A 20,351-nucleotide genomic window follows, 5' to 3' on the forward strand; every position below is an offset into this window, starting at 1 on the left:
TTTAATTGTAATTGGATAATTTAATAATATGTACAGTTTATATTAGTTTATAGTTAATCAAATTATTACTAAAGAAGTGAATTTAAAAACACTAGGAGGAAGTATTATGAAATCAACAGGAATTGTAAGAAAAGTAGACGAATTAGGAAGAATAGTTATTCCAATCGAATTAAGAAGAACATTAGACATTGAGATAAAAGATGCTCTAGAAATATATGTTGATAGAGATCAAATAATCTTAAAGAAATATGAGCCAGCTTGCTTATTCTGCGGAAACGCTAGAGATGTTCAAAACTATAAAGGTAAAAACATTTGCCAAGATTGCTTAGATAGCATAGCTAAAATAAGAGAGTAATTTCCAGTCTTACTTAATTACATATATTTAATTTTGGGTTCAGGATAAGATGTATCCTGAACTTTTTTTATATTGTATGCATAAAATCTAAAAAAATGTAATTAATTGACTCTATTGATAAAAAAGTGTATAATTATATTTATACTAATGATGTTAGAATAAGTAAAACATAAAGTTTAGGAGTGATTTTTTGAATAATCAAGAAAATCTACAAGTTCAAGAAACTGAAATTTTATTAAGGAGAGTTTGTTTTTACATAAAGAAAAAAGGTAGAGTTATATTAGATGACTATGATATAACTCCTGCACAATTCGAAGCTTTACAAATTATAATCAATCACGATGAAGTTACCATCAGCGAATTGAGCTCTAAATTATACCAAGCCCCTAGCACGATTACAGATCTAGTTGACCGTATGGAAGCAAAAGAATTAGTTCAAAGAGTTAGAGATTGTAAAGATAGAAGAATTGTAAGAATAACGGCTCTTGAAAAGGGCCATAAAATATTAGATGAAGTACTTGTGGAAAGATGTAAATTCGTGGACTATGCCCTAAAAGGTGTTGAAACTGATGATAAAGAAAACTTTAAAAGAGTTTTAGAAATTGTAGCAAATGCATATAATGAATATAATCATTAAAAGGTATTTAAACTAATCCTTTATAAGAAAAAAGGCTTACTATTTTAAAATAGTAAGCCTTTTTTTCTTATTTATCCTGGATCTTAGAAATTTTAAACAGCAGTTCCTCCTTTTCTTTTATTAAAGAAGAGATTTTTTCATCATATTTAGCTTTCAAATCCCAAATTTCTTGACGTAATCCCTGTTCTTTTTGAAGAATTTCCTGCTGTAGCTTTAATGATAGTTCATTTTCTTTCAATTTTAATTGACCTTCATGATTTGATTTCAACTCTTCTACATTAAGGTGGTTATTTTTAATAATTTCATTTATTTTATCCTTAAGCTGCATATTTTCGCTGATATATTTTTCTAATTCCTGCTTTATATCATAAAACTCATCTTGCAATGTTGCTAATTCTTTCTCTGAAGCAGTTGCATTCTTCTTCAACTTTTCATTTTCCTCTTTATACCTATTAAAATCAGTAAGTTTTTCTTTTAAAATTGAATTCATATCACGACTTTCTTTTATAGCCTCTTTTTCCTTGGATAGAGCAACCTGTAGTTCTTTACCGGAGTTTTTCAAATCCTTATTTTCACTTTTCAACTCTTCCAATTGCTTTTTCATATTTGAAATTTCCAAAGTGAAGCCTTCAGTTTTTTCTTTTTCTTCACCTATGCTTAAATTAAAGTTATTTATCAATTCTGTGGTTCTTAATTTACTTTTATCAATGATATTTATATAAATATCAACTACCCTTTTTACGATTGCTTGTAGCTCTTCGATATCATTCCTCACAAAGTCCACATCCGCTGTAACTTTGTTCATTTCATAACTTTTTATTATTAAATCAAGGAATTCCTTATTGTTTACCCCTTGTTCTTCCGCTAATTTTATAAACTTTTCTTTTACTTCCTCATTTATTCTTACACTTAAAATTGAATCCATATATTTAAACCTCTTTTCTTCCTCAAATCTATCTCTATTTTATACAATTTTCCACCCCTTTTCAAGTATACTTCAAGTAAACACATGTATACATACGTATACATGTGTTGTTGCTATGTTTACATATTATTGTTGTAGCACTCTTTTAAAATCCATTCAATATAACGGTTATTATATTGAATGGATTTTAAATAAAAAGGGTGCCATAAAATTGAATTTCAAAATTGAAATAAAAATCAAAAGTAGATTTCCTAGAAGATAAAGAAATAGAAATTTAAAAATCGAATTTTAAAGAACCTATGAAAACCCACTGAATTTGAGTCAAAAAGAAGGAGGTTTTACAAAGCAAGATAACTTCTTTTGAAAATTAATGAGGAAGCAATAACATTTAAAGGAATAAACCAATGAATCCACTCTTCCTTTAAAGAAGAAATAAAGCTTCAAAAAGAGGAAGCAATAAAAAAACAGCCCGAGGGCTGTTAATTACATTATTTTGAGTAGTGAACAGGTGCACCGTACTCTACCCCAAAAGTGTCAACGGTAATAGATTTAATCTTCATATCTTCTACTGGTTTATCACTACTATTAGTTTCTGTAGCTGCAATTGCATCAACCACATCCATACCTTCAATTACCTTTCCAAAGGCTGCATAATCGCCATCCAATCCTTTATTATCTTTATGCATAATAAAGAATTGTGAACCAGCAGAGTTCATATCTCTTGATCTCGCCATAGATATAACACCCCTTTCATGAGACAGTTCATTTTCAAACTTATTATTTGAGAATTCACCATAAATAGAGTAATCGGGGCCACCAGTTCCATTTCCAAGAGGATCTCCACCTTGGATCATAAAATCTTTTATAACTCTGTGGAAAATCAAACCATCATAGAATTTATCGTTAGCAAGTGAAATAAAGTTTCTAACAGTGTTCGGAGCTGTTTCTGGATATAACTCTACCTTTATTATACTTCCATCTTCCATTTCAATAGTTGCAACAGGATTTTTATCCTGAGCTTTTTTCTCAGTTTCTTTTGATAAATAGTCTACCGTAGTAGTGTCTCCACTAGTTGGAGCCCCAGATGAATCTTCATTCACTTTTGAACCACAGCCAACCAAAGTCAAAGTCATAATTGAGGTAGCAATTAAAACGCCTATTCTTCTCTTTTTCATTTTAAATCTCCTTTATTATGTAGTCAAAATTTCATAAATCAAATAACCAATTTCAAAAATTCAGTTATTATCCAAGTTAACTTCACCACTATATAAATGTATTTTATCACTTTAAAGATTAATTAAAAACAAAATTTTTTATTAACACTAATGTTAATGTAAATACCACTATTCAATATATTAATTTAATATAAAATATCATTTACAAAAAGAAGGAGCACCTAATCATTAATTAGGTGCTCCTTTATGGAAGTTCACTCAAGGAATTAGCATACTGCTGGAATTGTATTCTCCATTTTTCGTAAAGTTCTTTATCAATTTGTTGAAGATAAAAGAAAAAAAATCCAATTTGATTTCTTTTGAAAATACCCTTCATTAAATGTCTCGGATAATTCACAGTTTTACTATAATTATTCTTTGGGTCAATAACTCTTAAAGTGAAATCTTCTTGTACGTATAAATCCTTACAGCGTATATCAAGCTTTTTATAATGGAGTTTCTTGAAATCCATTATAAGGTCCACTATACTTTGAACAATTTCGCGATTAATAGGATTTTTATTTAAATATTTGTCGAGGCGAATTCCTTCAACAAAATCTCTGATTATATAGAAATCTCCATAACCATATACCTGTGGAAAGGCCGCGCATTTACTAGAAGCTTTAAGTATGGAAAGTTCTGTTCTACATACCTTTTCTTCATTAAATACTTTAATTATCTTCTGTTCATCAATCCTATATACCACTCCATTGTTTCCTTTTCCAAGGAATTTTGAAGCCTTAATAAGATTTTCTATATCTTCGCTTAAATAAATTTTATTAGTAAAATGCCTAGACATAAATCCCCCTAATAGAGCACTATATTAATTTATATGCTAGACACTCATACTATATTAACTAATATCATTATTTCTTTACAGCTTTTTTCCCCTTAGACTTATTAGATAAAGATTTACCGCCATCTTTTTTCTTAGATGTACTACCTTTAGCTTTTGCTTTATTACTAGAAGAAGCATTTTTCTTTTTAAATCCATCAAAAGCATTCTTTTTATCCTTGCTTGGCTTTGATGATAGCTTTTTCTCATTTTTAATTACACTCTTAACCTCTACCACATTTCCATAAGATAGAGTTTTTTCCTCAAGTTTAAATTCTAAATTATTTGTGAAACTCTTAAGCCTAGCTATTTCAGAAGGAGTTACTATAGAAATTACCGTTCCTTTTTTACTTCCTCTAGCAGTTCTTCCACTTCTGTGAACATAAGTATTCATATCCTCTGGAAGATCTATATTGAATATATGTGTTACTCCACTTATATCAAGACCACGAGCGGATAAATCAGAGGAAACTAAAAGATTGATTTTCTCAGATTTAAAATCATTCATAGTTTTTCTTCTATCATTTTTAACATAACTTCCATGAATCCCATCAGCTTTTAACCCGTGAAATTGAAGCTTTGAAGTTAGTATTTCTATTTCATCGCTTTTATTAATAAACGCAATTGCCTTTTTAGGCTTTACTGATGCCATCAGCTTTCTAAGCGTAAGAACCTTATCTCTTCTATCACAAACAATATATTGATGCGTTATGTTTGGGTTTACCTTTACTTCTGTAGTACACGTTATAAACTCTGGTTCTTTCATTATTTCACTGCTTGTAGCTTTAACTTTTTCATCTATAGTAGCAGATGCCAGAACAATCTGTCTATCTCTTAAAGTAGTTTTGATAACATTTTTAACTACATTTATATTGTTTTCATCTAATAATTTATCACATTCGTCGATAACGATAGTTTTAACAGTATGAGCAGTTACCTTCTTAAGCTTTATAAGCTCTAATATCCTTCCAGGTGAACCAATTACAAACTGAGGTTTATCTCTTAATTTTTCAATCTGTCTTTTGATATTTACATCTCCCATAATAACCATTGATTTTATAGGTTCAGAAGATAATTCCACTACTTTATTAATAACCTCATTAACTTGTAAAGCTAACTCATGGGTTGGTACAAGAATCATAACTTGATTTTCCCTTTTTTCGTAATTCACCTTTTCAATTAATGGTAATAAATAAGCTAAAGTCTTCCCGCTACCAGTAGCACTTTCAAGGATTACATCAAGATTTTCTCTTATTTTAGGTATTGCTTCTCTTTGAACGGGAGTTGGTTCAATAATACCTTGTTTTTTTAAGGCTTCAACTATGTTGTTTTTTATATTTAATTCTAAAAAGTTATTCATTATTTCATCTCCAAATATTATTTTTCTATATAAATTATAATTAATTTTGTTAAAAATGCAAACAGAAGTTTGATATGTACCATTAATTATGTTATAATTACAACCATTGAGAGGTGTTATTATGATTGACATTAAAAGCAACAAACAATCTGAAATTTACGAATTTATCAAAAATCAAGTCAATACTAAAGGATATCCACCTTCAGTTAGAGAAATTTGTGAGGCTGTAAATCTTAGTTCTACTTCAACGGTTCATGGGCATCTTACAAGATTAGAAAAAAAAGGTCTAATAAGACGTGATCCAACAAAACCTAGAGCTATCGAATTATTACAAGAACCATATCAGCGCAAAGAAATGATCGATATTCCTATCGTTGGTAAGGTTACAGCAGGAATACCAATCCTTGCAGAAGAATGCATAGAAGATTATTTAACTATTCCTCTAGACTTTGTAAATAGCACAAATGAATTATTTATACTTAAGGTTCAAGGCGACAGCATGATAGAAGCTGGTATCCATGACAAAGACCTTGCTATTATAGAAAAGACTTCTACAGCTTCTAATGGTGACATTGTAGTGGCTCTTATAGAGAACGAAGCTACAATAAAAAGATTTTATAAAGAAAACGGTCATATTAGATTACAACCTGAGAATTCTACAATGGAACCTATTATTGTTCCTGATTGCAAAGTTCTTGGTAAGCTTTCTGGTATTTACAGAAAATACTAAGGAACTAAATCAAAACAATTACTCCACCCAATTGGGTGGAGTTTTATTGTATCTATAGTTATCTTATATCCTTAGATTATTCTAGATAATGCCATTAGAACACCTGTTTTTCCATGGTCAAAGGTAAGTCCACCTTGTAAGTATGCAATATACGGCTCTCTTATAGGTGCATCAGCAGATAACTCGATTGATGAACCTTGTATAAAAGCACCTGCAGCCATTATAACCTGATCTTCATAACCAGGCATATCCCATGGTTCACACTCAACAAAAGAGTCTATTGGCGAACCTGCTTGAATTCCCTTGCAGAAGTTTATAACTTTATCCTTATCTTTGAACTTAATGGCTTGAATTATATCACTTCTTCTTTCTGTTGACTTAGGAAGTACTTCAAATCCTAAAAGCTCCATGATTCTTGCACAGAAAATAGCAGTTTTAACAGCTTCCATAGCAACATGAGGAGCTAAGAATAAGCCTTGGAATAAAGTTCTCATTACACCAAATGTAGAACCACACTCTCCTCCTATTCCAGGAATAGTTAATCTGTAAGCAGCTTGATTTACATAAGCTTCTTTACCAGCTATATATCCACCAGTTGGTGCAATTCCGCCACCTGCATTCTTAATTAAAGATCCAGCAATTAAATCAGCTCCAACGTCTGTTGGCTCTACTGTATCTACAAACTCACCATAACAGTTGTCTACAAAGCAAATAACCTCATCTTTAGCTTCTTTAGCAGCCTTAATAACTTCTGCTATTTCACTTACCATTAAAGAGTTTCTCCAGCCATATCCAGTTGATCTTTGTATATGTACCATCTTAATAGAAGAGTCTTCGCTTAAAACTTTCTGCATTTCCTCTATGTTTACTTTTCCAGTAGCTGTTAATTCTATTTGTTTATAATTAACGCCATATTCTCTTAAAGAACCTATGTTTGTCTCTTTAGAAATTCCAATGATGTTATGTAAAGTATCATATGGAGAACCACATACAGTAAGTAATGTATCTCCTGGTCGTAGGTTTCCGAATAAAGCACAACCTATAGCATGAGTTCCATTAACAAAGTGAGGACGAACTAAAGCAGCTTCTGCATTAAACACTCTTGCAAAAACCTTATCTAAAGAATCTCTTCCTACATCTCCATATCCGTAACCACTTGAGTTAGTAAAATGCATATCGCTGATTCTTTCTTCCTGGAAAGCATTTAAAACCTTTAATTGGTTAAACTCACGAATCTCATCTAATAATTTAAACTGCTCGCTTACATCTTTTAAAGCTTGCTCTGAAACCTTAAATACCTCTTCATTTATTTTAAAATTATTACTTAAATACTCTTTTGTAATATCTAACATATAAAAACTCGCTCCTTAACATAAAATAACATTCTAATACTAACATAGGTAGAGAGATTAATCAAATTATTGATTAATCTCTCTACCTATATGATTTTCATTTATTTAAATTATATATACATTATGATTTAATATCTTACCTTTAACTTAAACTATAAACATTCTTCCTGCCCAACAGCATTTTCTTGTTTTCTTATTTTATAGTCTTCAATTATATAAGCTGCAACTTCTTCATCACTGTTGAAATTATCTTTATCTATCCAGATGGCTCTTGGATCCTTTCTGAACCAAGTGAGCTGTCTTTTAGCATAGTTTCTGCTAAACTGCTTGATGTTCTCTATGGCTTTATCCATAGAAACAACACCATCTAAAGCTTCTAAAATTTCTTTATACCCTATCCCCTTCATGGACTGCATATCTTTAGTATAACCTTCCTTAGAAAGACTGATAACCTCATTTAAAAGTCCAGCTTCCACCATTATATCTACTCTTTTATTTATTCTCTCATATAACTTTGCTCTATCCATATTTAAAACATAGTAGTATACATTATAAGGTATATTGAATATATCTTCATTCTTAGAAGCTTCTGAAATAGATATTCCAGTTACTTTATATACTTCTAAAGCTCTTATTACCCTTTTAAGGTCATTTGGATAAAGCTTCTTATAACTTACCTCATCCACATCTTTAAGCATTTCATGGACGTATTCAACGCCTTTTTCAGCTGCTAAAACTTCAAGCTCCTTACGATATTCTTTGTCCTTATTAGTTTCAGCAAAACTATAATTATATATCAAAGAATTGATATATAGTCCAGTTCCACCAACTAACATCGGAAGATGGTTTCTATTATATATTTCTTCTATTACTTCTTTAGACATGGAACTGAATTCTGCAACACTAAAATTTTCATCAGGGTCTAGAAAATCTATTAAATGATGTGGCACTCCCATCATTTCCGACTTTGAAATTTTAGCAGAACCAATATCCATCTTTTTATAGATTTGCATAGAATCCGCAGATATTATTTCTCCCTTAAGTTCATTTGCAATTATTAAAGAGGTTTTTGTTTTACCTATACCTGTAGGTCCTGCTAATATAAATAAATCTTTCATACTATAACCCTTTCTTGTTATGTTATATTCTCTTAAAGCTTTTTTCGATGTCCTTCATTGTATATTTTAAAATTGTTGGTCTACCATGTGGACATGTAAAAGGCTCATCAATGTATCTAAGCTCATCTAAGAGTCCTAATATCTCTATATCTGATAATTTATCATTTGCCTTTACTGCCGCTCTGCAGGCTAAAGAAGCAATCTTATCATACTTCACATCTATGGTTAAGCCACTTCCAAGTCCTCTTAAATTATCAAGAATCTCATGGAACAGTTTATTCATTTGAGGATTACCAAGGAATAACGGTACTTCCCTCACTAATATATCATTATCTCCAAAGTCTTCAATGACAAATCCCATATTTAAGAACACTTGTTCATTATCCTTAAAAAGAGCATATTCATCAAAGGTAAGAGGAATAATTGCAGGTACAGCAAGGATTTGACTTACCACATTAAGATTACCTATGTTCTTTCTATACTTTTCAAAGAGAACCTTCTCATGAGCAGCATGCTGGTCTATGAGATACAGCTCATTCATATATTCCCCTATTATATAACTATTAAAGCATTGCCCTATTAGTTTAATTTTAGGGAATTTTGCTAGTGATTCCCTATAAGTCCTGCTTTCTGAAGTAACTATAGGCTTTTCAATAATATTATTTGTATGGACTTCTGCTGCTAACGTCATTTCACCTTTATTAAAAGTATTTAAACTCTCATGCATAACTTGAGTATTGCTAGGGAAAGCTTCTATGGATTCCTTTATATAATTAGATGACATATTACCTACTTCTGAATCTCTTGAAGGTTCTCTAACAGGAGTTACAGATGGATATTCATGAAGACTTAATTGACTTACTTCAGCTGCATAATCCCTTTCTACTGGCTGTCTAAATGGCTGAACTTCCTCTTCTTCCTCTTCTGGAATTACAAAGTTTTTTCTTAGAGCTTCTTTTAGTGCAGTATGAACTGCATCAAATACAGTTTTAAACAGAACTCTATCTTCTAAGAACTTAACTTCATTTTTAGTTGGATGAACATTGGGATCAATAAACTCCGGAAAAATATCGATATAAATAACGAAGAATGGGAATTTATTAACCATTATAAAGGACTTAAATGCATTTTCTACAGCTGCAGTAATCAATGAACTCTTTATAAGTCTTTTATTTACAAAGATGCTTTGTCTATTCCTGCTTCCACGACTAATACTTTCATTTCCTATATATCCATATACGGAAAGAATATCACCATGATTTTCTATAGGAATAACATTTTCGTATACCTCTTTACCGTATAATATACGAAGATTCTTATCAAGTTCATCTTCTCCGAAGGTTTTGAACACTTGTTTGCCATCATTAATTAAAGTCATAGATGTTTTGTAGCTGCCTAAAGCAAGCTTCAGCATTAAATCATTAATTAAAGACTTCTCCCTTTGAGGTGATTTAAGAAACTTTTGTCTGGCTGGAGTATTAAAGAATAAATCCTTAACCTCTATTTCCGTACCTAAGTTGCACCCAAGATCAATTTCATGTACTACTCTTCCACCCTCAATAAAGATTTCTCTTCCATACTCAAATTCACTCGGTCTAGACTTTAATTTAACCTTTGAAACAGCTGCAATACTTGGGAGGGCTTCCCCCCTGAAACCATAAGACTGAATACTGTAAATATCATCTAGTGATGCTATTTTACTAGTTCCATGGGGCATAAAAGCCTTTGAAATATCTTCAGGATGAATACCTGTTCCATCATCTATTATTCTGATAAGCTTATTACCACTTTCCTCTATCTCAATATTTAAATTCTTACTTTCAGCATCAAGGCTATTTTCTACAAGTTCCTTTACAACAGAACTTGCTCTTTCAACAACCTCTCCCGCTGCAATTTTGTTGGCAGTGTTTTCAGATAGCAGATTAATTCTTCTCATATTACACCTACCTTATCTTTTATAAATTTTTAGCTTTATTTATTATTTCATATAATTTATTGAACCCATCCATTGGGTTTAATCTCAATATATCAATGTTTTTAATTTCATCTATTAAATTATTCTTAGCTATATCTTCAAAATTTATTTGGGTTACAGCGGCTTCTTCCTTTACCTTTGAAGGAGCAGGTTTAACAACTTCCTGTTTAACCACTTCCTTTTGTACTTCCACTCCCACAGCTTCTTCTACTTTTACTGATGAATTGATATCAGTTTTTGTTGGTTCTGCCACAGACTTAGGGCTATGATCTTCCTTAAAAGAATCATCCTCTAAAGTAACAAGGATTTCCCTTGCTCTGTCTATTACTTCACTTGGAAGTCCAGCAAGTTTAGCAACCTCTATTCCATAAGATTCATCAGCTCCTCCACGTATAATTTTACGTAGGAATATTATATTATTATCTATCTTTTTTGCTGATATAGAGTAGTTCTTAACTCCAGGTATCTCACCTTCAAGCTTTGTAAGCTCATGGTAGTGGGTTGCAAATAAAGTTTTACATTTTATATCAGAGCTTTCACAGATATACTCTATAACAGACCAGGCAATACTCAACCCATCATAGGTGCTGGTACCTCTTCCAACCTCATCTAGCAGTACTAAACTTCTATTAGTTGCATTTTTAAGAATGTTAGATACTTCCCACATCTCTACCATAAAGGTACTTTTTCCACCTGCTAAGTCATCAGAAGCCCCTATACGTGTAAACACCTTATCGCATATAGATAAATCCGCACTTTTAGCCGGTACAAAGCTTCCCATCTGTCCAAGGATAGTAATTAAAGCAACCTGTCTCATATAAGTAGATTTACCTGCCATATTAGGACCAGTAATAAGCATCATTCTATCATCCCTAAGATTTAACTTTGTATCATTAGCTATAAAGGTATTAGCTTTAGTTAAAGTCTCAACCACAGGATGTCTTCCATCTACTATGTTAATTGCACCATCATCGTTAATTCTAGGCTTAACATAGTTATTTTCCTTAGCTAAAGTTGCCAAAGACCAAATACAGTCTATTTCAGAAATAAGCTTAGCTGTATTTTTCATTCTATTAATATTTTTTTCTAAAGTAGCTCTTATTTCAAGGAAAATCTCATACTCTAACGCTATAAGCTTCTCTTCAGCTCCAAGAATCTTATCTTCCATCTCTTTAAGCTCAGGCGTTATATATCTTTCACAATTAGAAAGGGTTTGTTTACGAATATAACGTCCTTCTGGAACTGATGAAATATTAGACTTTGTCACCTCAATAAAGTAACCAAAAACTTTATTATAAGATATTTTAAGGGATTTTATACCCGTTGCATTTCTTTCTTCGCTTTCTAAATTTGCAAGCCATAGCTTCCCATTAGTCTTGCTTTCTCTAAGCTCATCTACTAATTTATCATATCCACTCTTTATGATATTTCCTTCCTTAACAGATAAAGAAGGTTCATCCATTATAGATACCTCTAGGAAATCATAAATATCTCTTAGCTCATCCATATTATTATAAATATCCTTCATAAAGGAGCTATTTAAATTAGATAACAAACCTTTTACAGATGGAATCTTGCTTAAAGAATTCTTTAAAGCTATAAGTTCCTTAGCATTAATAGCAGTAGAACTTATTTTACCTACAAGTCTTTCTATATCATAGATGCTCTTTAAGGCTTCCTTTAAATCGTCTAAAAGGATAATATCATTATGAAACTCCTCAACAGCTTCTTGTCTTTTTAATATGTCTTCCTTTACTATCAAAGGCTCCTCTAACCACTTTCTTATTCTTCTTCCACCCATGGATGTGTTAGTTCTATCTACAACGGAAAGTAAAGTTCCTCTTTTATTCTTGTCTCTAAGATTTTCAACCAGCTCTAAGTTTTTTCTAGAGTTAATATCAATTGTCATATAGGTAGCAATGTTATATTGCTCAATATGGTTTATATGTGCTAAGGATACTTTCTGAGTTTCCTTAATATATCTAATAAGACCATTACAGGCTTTTACTTCAAAGGAACTTAAGCCTTCTAACTCTAAATCTCTAAACTGCATTAAAAGATCATCAGTGCTTTCATCAAAGTTTTTATCTTCAAAATGAGAAATATAAAAATTAGTACGTGCATTTATCTCATTTAATAAAGAATCCTCAAAGTCTTGACCTATTACAATCTCTCTAGGATTAAACTTACATAGTTCATCAATGGCGATAGTTACATTGTAATCAAATTTAGTAGTATAGAAGTCTCCAGTAGAAATATCACAAAAAGCAAGAGCAATAGTTTCCTTATCTACTATTAAGCTTGCAGTATAGCTGTTTTGATTTTCATCAAGATATGACCCCTCTGTATAAGTTCCAGGAGTATATACCTTAACAACATCTCTTTTTACAATTCCCTTTGCCACTGCAGGGTCCTCAACCTGCTCACAAATTGCAACCTTATAACCTCTTTCAATAAGGCCTCCAATATAGTTCTTCGCAGCATGAAAAGGCACCCCACACATAGGAGCTCTTTCTTCTAAACCACAATCTCTGCCTGTTAAAGTTAACTCAAGTTCCTTTGAAGCTATTTTTGCATCATCAAAGAACATTTCATAGAAGTCTCCCAATCTAAAGAAAAGAATGCATTCTTTATATCTTTCTTTTATCTCAAAATATTGCTGCATCATCGGTGTTAATGCCACAAATATCCCTCCTTTTTCCTCAAGTTAATATCTATCTATTTTTTCGACCCAATAACATCATTGGCGAATATCATTTTCTATTTGCTTTCAATTATAAAAAAAGCGACTAAGTCGCTTTTTATTATACTTCTTCTCCAATTAAAGAGAAAGAGTTTGCTTTAGTTATTTTAACATTAACTAATTTTCCTATATTTTCTTTGTTTCCAGTAAAGTTAACAAGCTTTCCTGTTCTAGTTCTTCCTGTAAGCTTAGTTTCATCATTTTTGCTTTCGCCTTCAACTAATACTTCAACAGTTCTGCCATCGTACTCTTTGTTTTTCTTTGCACAAATTTCATTTACAGCAGCTACAAGTCTATTGAATCTATCTTTTTTAACATTTTCATCTACTTGATCAAACATCATATCAGCAGGAGTTCCACTTCTCTTAGAGTATAGGAAAGTGAATGCTGAATCATATTCAACCTCTTTAACTAATGATAAAGTATCTAAGAAATCTTCTTCTGTTTCACCAGGGAAACCAATAATTATATCAGTAGTTAAAGCAACTCCTGGAATTTTCTCTTTAATTTTCTTTATTGTTTCCAGATACTGCTCTCTAGTATAGTGTCTATTCATTTTCTTTAAGATTCTTGATGAACCTGATTGAACTGGTAGATGTATAGATTCACATAGCTTTTCACCTTCTGCTATAACATCAACAACTTCCTCACTTAAATCCTTAGGATGAGAAGTCATAAATCTAACTCTCTCTAAGCCTTCAATTTTATTAATTCTTCTAAGAAGCTCAGCAAAATTAATGTTTTCCTCAAGGCCTTTTCCATAAGAGTTAACATTTTGTCCTAAAAGAGTAACTTCTTTATATCCTTCTGCAACCATACCCTCTATCTCTTTAATTATCTCAGCAGAAGCTCTGCTTCTTTCACGACCTCTAACATGTGGAACAATACAGTAAGTACAGAAATTGTTACATCCATACATTATTGTAACGAAGCCTTTCATACTGTTTGCTCTATCAATAGGAGCACCTTCAATAATATCAGCCTCTTTATCCCAAACTTCTACTATTGGTCTTTCTCCACCTAAAGCTCTTCCAAGATACTCAGTGAACTTATAAGCATTATGTGTTCCTATAATAATATCTACATATGGGAACTTACTTATTATTTTCTGTGCCATTCCCTCCTGCTGCATCATACATCCTGTTACAGCTATGATTTTCTCAGGGTGAGCCTTTTTTAACTTTTTAAGAGCTCCAAGGTTACCATCAACCTTTTGCTCAGCGTTCTCTCTTACACAGCATGTGTTATATACGATTATGTCTGCCTCTTCTTTAGATTCAGTTCTAACATGTCCAAGTGGCTTTAATCCACCAGATAATTTTTCTGAATCCTCTTCATTCATTTGGCATCCCCATGTTTCAATAAAATATTTCAATTTTTTATCCATTTAAAAAGTCTCCTTTATTAATAGCTAAGTATTGTTAATTATCAATTGTATATTATAGCATAATAGTTTTAAGAAATAAATTAAATTTGGGACTTTTGTTTTATAAATGCTAAATATGTATAAAATACAGTAAAATAAAATAACCAAGCAGCGATTTTCACTGCTTGGCTTTAATTAAAATATATTACGCCTAACTACTTACCATTTTCCATCATAATTTATTGGATTAGCCTTAACATCAGAAGTTTTTGCTCTTCCTTGAATTTCAGGAACTGGATGAACTGAATTTTTAGGAAAATGATTAACTTTATTACTCTCTGTTCCATGTGGCTGTTTTGGATCTGGTCTTTTCATACCTGCTTTTGCCATAATATTACCTCCTAAAATATTTTACAAGGTTAGTTTTTGCAGTATGTTTTCTTTTATTCAATAAATAAAAAACAAGGCAAAGAAAATCTTTACCTTGTAAATCAAACCTAAAAAAGAATTAGTGACATCCACCACCACAGCTTGAGCATCCGCCTCCAGCTGGTTTTATTTCAGGCTCTATTGAAAATCCGCCTCTGCCGTTTTCTTCAGCACAAAGGATTGTTAAAGCTCCAAACTCATCTGTTATTGCTTTATCTACTAAGAATGTTAAACCATCAACAACTTCTGTGTTATCAGTTTCCTTTTTAGTATCTAATACTAGGTTAAATACAGGACCTCCACATCCGTTACCTGCAAAGTGAATTCTTACTTCGTTTGCAGTAACTTCATTATCCTTTAAGAATTGCATGAATTCAACAGTAGCTTTTTCGCTCATTTTAACTATTGACATATTAATTACCTTCTTCCTCGTCGAAATTTGAGTTTCTTCATCTTATTATGCGAAGTTTCCTCGTCTTTTATTACATACGTTCTTTTAATGCAACATATTTATATAATATCACAGTGATAATCACTGTCAATGAGTTATTATTATTTTTAATAATATTTTTATAATTATTAAGTTTTTGCATTTAATATTTAATAAATTCTTCACATCTTAATATGTTTTTAAGCTAAATTATTATATATATTAAATTTTTCAGAATCCAATATTTTATTTGCAAATAATCTATAATCATGATGAAGGTAAGAAGCTTTAATTACCTCCTCGTTAATTTTCTTTCCTCGATTAATGTAATCTGAAAAATCATAACAGGTCATTATATTAAGGTTGTTATCTCTACATATATTAGAGAGAGTTTTTATATATTCCAAAAAGTTAACTTCACCAATCTTCTCAATTAGAAAAGCAGCATCTAATACTATGACCCCTCCCCAGAATCCATTTTCATTTAAAAAATCAATATGTTCCTTCATATTGTTTAAATCACTTACTGGAGATACTGCATTGATTACAAACCTATCCAATTCTATTTTCCCAACCATATCTTGCTCATTACTATTTAAATTTTTGTTTAGCATATTTATAATATTGTCATCACCATAAAGAAAAACAAAATTATTTTGTTCAATCTGCCCTTTTATATATTTATATACATTTAAAATTAAATGTTCTTGTCCATAATAATAAAAAGAAATATTTTGATCGCAATGGTTCTTCATAATTAATCTCCTTTACCTAGATATATAGTATAAATTTTGTGAATACTTAATTACACATTATATGAAAATGCCTTCCCATATACATTTGAAGGAGTAAGTTTATGTTACCCAATTCACAAATTGGGACATTTACTTAAAGTATAATTAAGTATTTAGAGTATAAAGAACTATTCGACAAATGTAAGAAATTACCTTTTTATTTTTTGTAAATTTAATAATTACTTTCTATATTAAAGACAAACTAATATAATAAAATTAAACTTCAATATACCATTTGTATAGACATTTTAAATTGCAATAGCACTGAAATAATTCAAGTAAAATTTAATGTTAAATTAAATAAATATAAGCTGATGAAAAGTGATGCTTCATGCAATAAAATTCGAAGGAATTTCCATTTAATATGGAATTATGCTATACTATGTGATATAAATAAAAGGGTATATTTTTTAAAAGGCAGGTAACTATTGATATATTGAATATGATTTATAGATACTGTAAAATATTTATATGTGATTTTTCACACTAAGGAGGATAAGCAATGTGCGGATTTGTAACATTTTTTAGCAACTCTTCTATTTCAGAAGAAAGCAAAGAATCTTTAAGAGACATGAGAAGAATAATAAAACATAGAGGACCAACACAAGATGGCGAATATATGGATGACCATGTTTATCTTGGATTTAAAAGATTAAGTATTCTTGATTTAGCTAATGGTTTGCAGCCATTTTCATATAAGGATGAATTAGAAGTAGTATTTAATGGAGAAATATATAACTATATATCTTTACGTAACGAATTAATAAATGAAGGTTATGAATTTAAAACAAAATCAGAGGTAGAAGTAATTGCTACACTTTACAGTAAATTAGGTGATAAATTCGTTGAAAAATTAAGAGGTATGTTCTCATTCATCATTTGGGACAGAAAGAAAAACACTCTTTTAGGAGGAAGAGATCCATTTGGAATAAAACCTTTCTACTATATAGAAAACGAAACAGGTTTATATATAGCTTCTGAGTTAAAAAGCTTCCATATGAATCCTGACAGTACTTATACTGAAATCGATGAAGAAGCTTTACATAACTACTTAACTTTCCAATTCGTACCTGAACCAAATACTTTACTTAAGGATGTTAAAGTTCTTAAACCAGGTCACATTATTAAAAAAGAGCTAGGTAAGAAACATGAAATTGATTGTTATTACACAATTAAATTCAATCCTACTCCAGGTTCAAAAGATGAAAAAATGGAAGAAATTCGTAAAGTATTAGAAGACTCAGTTGCTCTTCACATGCAGTCAGAAGTTCCAGTAGCATCTTTCTTATCTGGTGGAATAGATTCTACCGTTGTTACTGCACTCGCTAAAAAGCATATGCCTGACTTAAAAACCTTCACAATAGGTTTCGAAAGAGAAGGATATAGTGAAATTGACTTAGCAAAAGAATCAGCTGACAAATTAGGATTAGAGAATATCAGCAAAATTATATCTCATGAAGAATTTGCTAATGAATTACCAAAGATTATTTGGCATATGGACGAACCAGTGGCTGACCCTGCAGCAATTCCTCTTTACTTTATAGCAAAAGAAGCTGCTAAGCACGTTACTGTAATTCTATCTGGTGAAGGTGCAGATGAGGTATTTGGTGGATATACAATATATCATGAACCTAACTCATTAAAAATGTTTGATTATGTACCTGGCTTCATGAAAAAAGCTTTAAAATCTGGAGCATCTTTAGTTCCTCAAGGTACTAAGGGTAAAAGCTTTATAGAAAGAGGCTGTACTCCGATGGTAGAAAGATATGTAGGAAACGCTAAAATCTTCCTAGATAATGAAAAGCCTGAAATTCTTAAAAAATGTAATTCCAAATATACAATAAGAAAAGCTATGACTGATATTTATGATAGAGCTGAACCATATGATCCAATAACTAAAATGCAGTTTGTTGATTTTAACACATGGCTTACCGGCGATATCCTTGTTAAAGCTGATAGAATGACGATGGCACACGCTCTTGAGCTTAGAGTTCCATTCCTTGATAAAGAAGTATTTAGAGTTGCCTCTAAATTAACTCCTGATGAGAAGATAAATGGACATGTAACTAAATATCTTCTTAGAGAATCTTTCAAATCAGAGCTTCCATTTTTAACAGCTTTAGATAGAAAGAAATTAGGATATCCAGTACCAATAAGATTATGGCTTAAAGATGAGCTTTATGATTGGGCAATGAATATTATAAAAGACAGTAATGCAGATGAATATATTAATAAAGAAGCTGCAATGAAATTGGTAGAAGATCACAGAAAAGGGCCTTTCGATTTAAGTAGAAAGATTTGGACTATCCTAATATTCCTTATCTGGCACAAGATTTACATCGAAAAAGTTACACCATTTCTTGAACTAGAAAATAAACAATAAAATTAAGGGTATGTCATTATGACATACCCTTTTATTATGAGCTTTTTATGATACTTCTATCTTATTGTTAACTAACCAATTAACTAGATAATTCTTTAAATATTTATCTCTAAAATCATAATAATCATCTAATTTATTTATATTAGTAAGGACTTTACTGAAAGATAAGAAAGGATTTTTAAAATCAACTTTTTCTTCTACATTTGCTTTTTCATCCTTTGTTAATGTATCAACAAATGCCTTCATACCTCCTATAAGTACCTCATCTTCAATTATAGGTATGTATAAGTAAAGCTCGCTATAATTCATTACAATATTTTCTGCTTCTTTTGCCAGCTCTCGTTCCCAGCTCTCTAAAGAACTAAACAGAGACTCATCCTTTAAGGCAGCAATTATACTTTGAGGAATATAAGAAAATTCGCCATCCTTCAAACTTATATAACATTCCCCTTCTCCTCTTGTTTCCATTAAACTAAGTTCTAAAAGCAAATCCATATCTATACTTAATTTATTCATAAAAATTCTCACCTACCTAAATATTTATAATATTATTATAACATAATATTATTTTTTAGTAATATATATCCCAATAAATTCTATATTCTGATAGCAAATTTATTTACTTTAGTATATACATTTTCATATTTTCTAGTCAAATTTAATGACTTCTTACTTTTCCTCTTCAATTATCTAAATATGAACATTTGCACTTAACACATAAAATTAAAGGAGCTCATTTCTGAACTCCTTTAAATTACTTTATTATTTATTACCTTTCAACATTTCTCCAATGGCAGCAATACTTCCAAGAGAAGATAAAGTTTCATTTGGTAAAATAAGCTTATTAGCTGGGTTGTTAGCCATTTCTTTAAGAGCTTCAACTTGCTTTAATGCTATTACTGTTTCGTTTGTACCAGATTCAATTATAGCATTATTCACTTTTCTAATTGCTTCAGCTTCTGCTATAGCAATTTGCTCAATAGCTTTAGCTTTACCTTCAGCTTCAAGTAATTGAGATTCTCTTAAACCCTCTGCTCTTCTAATATTAGCTTCTTTTTCAGCTTCCGCAGCTAGGATTTGACTTCTCTTTTCTCCTTCAGCTTTTTCAATTTGAGATTGTCTCTGACCTTCAGCCTCAAGAATTGTAGCTCTCTTGCTTCTTTCAGCCTTCATTTGTTTTTCCATAGCTTGCTGAATTTCAGCGGGAGGTACGATGTTTTTAATTTCAACAGATAACAGTTTAATACCATAAGCATCTGTTACATTATCTACGATTTGTAAAAGTTTAGAGTTTATCATATCTCTTCCTGCAAGTACATCATCAAGGGTCATATCACCAATAATGTTTCTCATATTTGTGATTGTTGAGTACATTATACCTTGTACATAGTTTTCAATGTTATAAACTGCTTCTTTTGCATTAAGAACTTGATAGAAAATTACATTATCAACAGAAATATTAACGTTATCCTTTGTAATAACATTTTGTGGTGGTATATCTAAGATTTGTTGTTTCACAGAAACCTTTTTTCTGATGAAATCAACAAAAGGTATTGTTATATGCCATCCTGGCTCTAACACCTTATAAAACTGTCCAAACCTCTCCATTACATAGTTGTAACCTGTGTTAACAACCTTTACTGATGAAATCAGTAAACCTAATATGAGAACCAAGACTAAAATAAAACCTATTACTGCTCCCATT

18 protein-coding genes are annotated in these 20,351 nt (G+C 31.0%); 4 read left to right on the top strand and 14 right to left on the bottom strand.

Features of this window, described 5'->3' with window-relative positions; genetic code table 11:
• Positions 1-106: 106 nt before the first annotated feature.
• Both BN1075_RS16495 and BN1075_RS16500 read left to right on the top strand, forming a co-directional pair.
• Positions 107-355 carry an AbrB/MazE/SpoVT family DNA-binding domain-containing protein gene (locus BN1075_RS16495; protein WP_040194341.1) on the top strand — a complete coding sequence of 83 codons (249 nt, stop codon included), beginning with the start codon at positions 107-109 and terminating at the stop codon, positions 353-355.
• A 190-nt stretch (positions 356-545) separates the two neighbouring features.
• On the top strand, positions 546-992 hold the full coding sequence (locus tag BN1075_RS16500) for a MarR family winged helix-turn-helix transcriptional regulator (protein ID WP_040194342.1): 447 nt from the start codon (positions 546-548) through the stop codon (positions 990-992).
• A 67-nt stretch (positions 993-1,059) separates the two neighbouring features.
• On the opposite strand, the gene BN1075_RS16505 is transcribed toward BN1075_RS16500, so the two are convergent.
• The 4 genes from BN1075_RS16505 to BN1075_RS16520 all read right to left on the bottom strand — a co-directional run bounded on the left by BN1075_RS16505 (position 1,060) and on the right by BN1075_RS16520 (position 5,326).
• A complete protein-coding gene (locus tag BN1075_RS16505; protein ID WP_040194343.1) occupies positions 1,060-1,917 on the bottom strand; it encodes a hypothetical protein in 858 nt (285 codons plus the stop codon).
• Positions 1,918-2,405: 488 nt separating this feature from the next.
• A complete protein-coding gene (locus tag BN1075_RS16510) occupies positions 2,406-3,092 on the bottom strand; it encodes a peptidylprolyl isomerase (protein ID WP_081911638.1) in 687 nt (228 codons plus the stop codon).
• 244 nt (positions 3,093-3,336) lie between these two features.
• Positions 3,337-3,930 carry a protein kinase gene (locus BN1075_RS16515; protein WP_040194344.1) on the bottom strand — a complete coding sequence of 198 codons (594 nt, stop codon included), beginning with the start codon at positions 3,928-3,930 and terminating at the stop codon, positions 3,337-3,339.
• A gap of 67 nt (positions 3,931-3,997) precedes the next feature.
• Entirely contained in the window at positions 3,998-5,326 is a 1,329-nt protein-coding gene (locus BN1075_RS16520; protein ID WP_040194345.1) for a DEAD/DEAH box helicase, read from the bottom strand.
• 121 nt (positions 5,327-5,447) lie between these two features.
• Between BN1075_RS16520 and lexA the strand changes: the two genes are divergently transcribed.
• Positions 5,448-6,056, top strand: coding sequence for a transcriptional repressor LexA (gene lexA / locus BN1075_RS16525; RefSeq protein WP_040194346.1), 609 nt, complete (start codon positions 5,448-5,450; stop codon positions 6,054-6,056).
• A gap of 71 nt (positions 6,057-6,127) precedes the next feature.
• Here the strand turns inward: lexA and BN1075_RS16530 are convergent, their stop codons facing one another.
• The 8 genes from BN1075_RS16530 to BN1075_RS16560 form a co-directional block, all read right to left on the bottom strand.
• The gene (locus BN1075_RS16530) at positions 6,128-7,408 is read right to left on the bottom strand and encodes a methionine gamma-lyase family protein (RefSeq protein WP_040194348.1); all 1,281 of its coding nucleotides are present in this window, start codon (positions 7,406-7,408) and stop codon (positions 6,128-6,130) included.
• A gap of 152 nt (positions 7,409-7,560) precedes the next feature.
• Entirely contained in the window at positions 7,561-8,526 is a 966-nt protein-coding gene (gene miaA / locus BN1075_RS16535; protein WP_040194349.1) for a tRNA (adenosine(37)-N6)-dimethylallyltransferase MiaA, read from the bottom strand.
• Positions 8,527-8,548: 22 nt separating this feature from the next.
• Complete coding sequence (gene mutL, locus BN1075_RS16540) at positions 8,549-10,462, bottom strand: DNA mismatch repair endonuclease MutL (RefSeq protein ID WP_040194350.1); 1,914 nt, start codon at positions 10,460-10,462, stop codon at positions 8,549-8,551.
• A gap of 19 nt (positions 10,463-10,481) precedes the next feature.
• Entirely contained in the window at positions 10,482-13,184 is a 2,703-nt protein-coding gene (mutS, locus tag BN1075_RS16545) for a DNA mismatch repair protein MutS (RefSeq protein WP_040194352.1), read from the bottom strand.
• A gap of 121 nt (positions 13,185-13,305) precedes the next feature.
• Entirely contained in the window at positions 13,306-14,631 is a 1,326-nt protein-coding gene (miaB, locus tag BN1075_RS16550) for a tRNA (N6-isopentenyl adenosine(37)-C2)-methylthiotransferase MiaB (RefSeq protein WP_040194357.1), read from the bottom strand.
• A 198-nt stretch (positions 14,632-14,829) separates the two neighbouring features.
• Positions 14,830-15,000 carry a hypothetical protein gene (locus tag BN1075_RS21990; protein WP_197072338.1) on the bottom strand — a complete coding sequence of 57 codons (171 nt, stop codon included), beginning with the start codon at positions 14,998-15,000 and terminating at the stop codon, positions 14,830-14,832.
• A gap of 118 nt (positions 15,001-15,118) precedes the next feature.
• On the bottom strand, positions 15,119-15,451 hold the full coding sequence (locus BN1075_RS16555) for a HesB-like protein (RefSeq protein WP_040194358.1): 333 nt from the start codon (positions 15,449-15,451) through the stop codon (positions 15,119-15,121).
• 218 nt (positions 15,452-15,669) lie between these two features.
• The gene (locus BN1075_RS16560; protein ID WP_040194359.1) at positions 15,670-16,224 is read right to left on the bottom strand and encodes a DEAD/DEAH box helicase family protein; all 555 of its coding nucleotides are present in this window, start codon (positions 16,222-16,224) and stop codon (positions 15,670-15,672) included.
• 541 nt (positions 16,225-16,765) lie between these two features.
• Here BN1075_RS16560 and asnB point away from each other — a divergent pair.
• Entirely contained in the window at positions 16,766-18,646 is a 1,881-nt protein-coding gene (gene asnB, locus BN1075_RS16565) for an asparagine synthase (glutamine-hydrolyzing) (protein WP_040194360.1), read from the top strand.
• Between the two features lie 45 nt (positions 18,647-18,691).
• Here asnB and BN1075_RS16570 read toward each other — a convergent pair whose 3' ends face one another.
• Positions 18,692-19,162: a UPF0158 family protein gene (locus tag BN1075_RS16570; protein ID WP_040194362.1), complete on the bottom strand. Its 471-nt coding sequence runs from the start codon at positions 19,160-19,162 to the stop codon at positions 18,692-18,694.
• A gap of 246 nt (positions 19,163-19,408) precedes the next feature.
• Complete coding sequence (locus BN1075_RS16575; protein WP_040194364.1) at positions 19,409-20,350, bottom strand: SPFH domain-containing protein; 942 nt, start codon at positions 20,348-20,350, stop codon at positions 19,409-19,411.
• Position 20,351 lies beyond the last annotated feature (1 nt).

The sequence above is a fragment of the Clostridium culturomicium genome (assembly GCF_000821305.1).
In the GTDB taxonomy this organism is placed as follows: domain Bacteria; phylum Bacillota; class Clostridia; order Clostridiales; family Clostridiaceae; genus Clostridium_J; species Clostridium_J culturomicium.

Excerpts from the sequence above, each read along its gene's own strand:
- BN1075_RS16495 (WP_040194341.1), top strand. The coding sequence starts at position 107 with ATGAAATCAACAGGAATTGTAAGAAAAGTAGACGAATTAGGAAGAATA.
- BN1075_RS16505 (WP_040194343.1), bottom strand. The coding sequence starts at position 1,917 with ATGGATTCAATTTTAAGTGTAAGAATAAATGAGGAAGTAAAAGAAAAG.
- BN1075_RS16510 (WP_081911638.1), bottom strand. The coding sequence starts at position 3,092 with ATGAAAAAGAGAAGAATAGGCGTTTTAATTGCTACCTCAATTATGACT.
- BN1075_RS16515 (WP_040194344.1), bottom strand. The coding sequence starts at position 3,930 with ATGTCTAGGCATTTTACTAATAAAATTTATTTAAGCGAAGATATAGAA.
- BN1075_RS16520 (WP_040194345.1), bottom strand. The coding sequence starts at position 5,326 with ATGAATAACTTTTTAGAATTAAATATAAAAAACAACATAGTTGAAGCC.
- lexA (WP_040194346.1), top strand. The coding sequence starts at position 5,448 with ATGATTGACATTAAAAGCAACAAACAATCTGAAATTTACGAATTTATC.
- BN1075_RS16530 (WP_040194348.1), bottom strand. The coding sequence starts at position 7,408 with ATGTTAGATATTACAAAAGAGTATTTAAGTAATAATTTTAAAATAAAT.
- miaA (WP_040194349.1), bottom strand. The coding sequence starts at position 8,526 with ATGAAAGATTTATTTATATTAGCAGGACCTACAGGTATAGGTAAAACA.
- mutL (WP_040194350.1), bottom strand. The coding sequence starts at position 10,462 with ATGAGAAGAATTAATCTGCTATCTGAAAACACTGCCAACAAAATTGCA.
- miaB (WP_040194357.1), bottom strand. The coding sequence starts at position 14,631 with ATGGATAAAAAATTGAAATATTTTATTGAAACATGGGGATGCCAAATG.
- BN1075_RS21990 (WP_197072338.1), bottom strand. The coding sequence starts at position 15,000 with ATGGCAAAAGCAGGTATGAAAAGACCAGATCCAAAACAGCCACATGGA.
- BN1075_RS16555 (WP_040194358.1), bottom strand. The coding sequence starts at position 15,451 with ATGTCAATAGTTAAAATGAGCGAAAAAGCTACTGTTGAATTCATGCAA.
- BN1075_RS16560 (WP_040194359.1), bottom strand. The coding sequence starts at position 16,224 with ATGAAGAACCATTGCGATCAAAATATTTCTTTTTATTATTATGGACAA.
- asnB (WP_040194360.1), top strand. The coding sequence starts at position 16,766 with ATGTGCGGATTTGTAACATTTTTTAGCAACTCTTCTATTTCAGAAGAA.
- BN1075_RS16570 (WP_040194362.1), bottom strand. The coding sequence starts at position 19,162 with ATGAATAAATTAAGTATAGATATGGATTTGCTTTTAGAACTTAGTTTA.
- BN1075_RS16575 (WP_040194364.1), bottom strand. The coding sequence starts at position 20,350 with ATGGGAGCAGTAATAGGTTTTATTTTAGTCTTGGTTCTCATATTAGGT.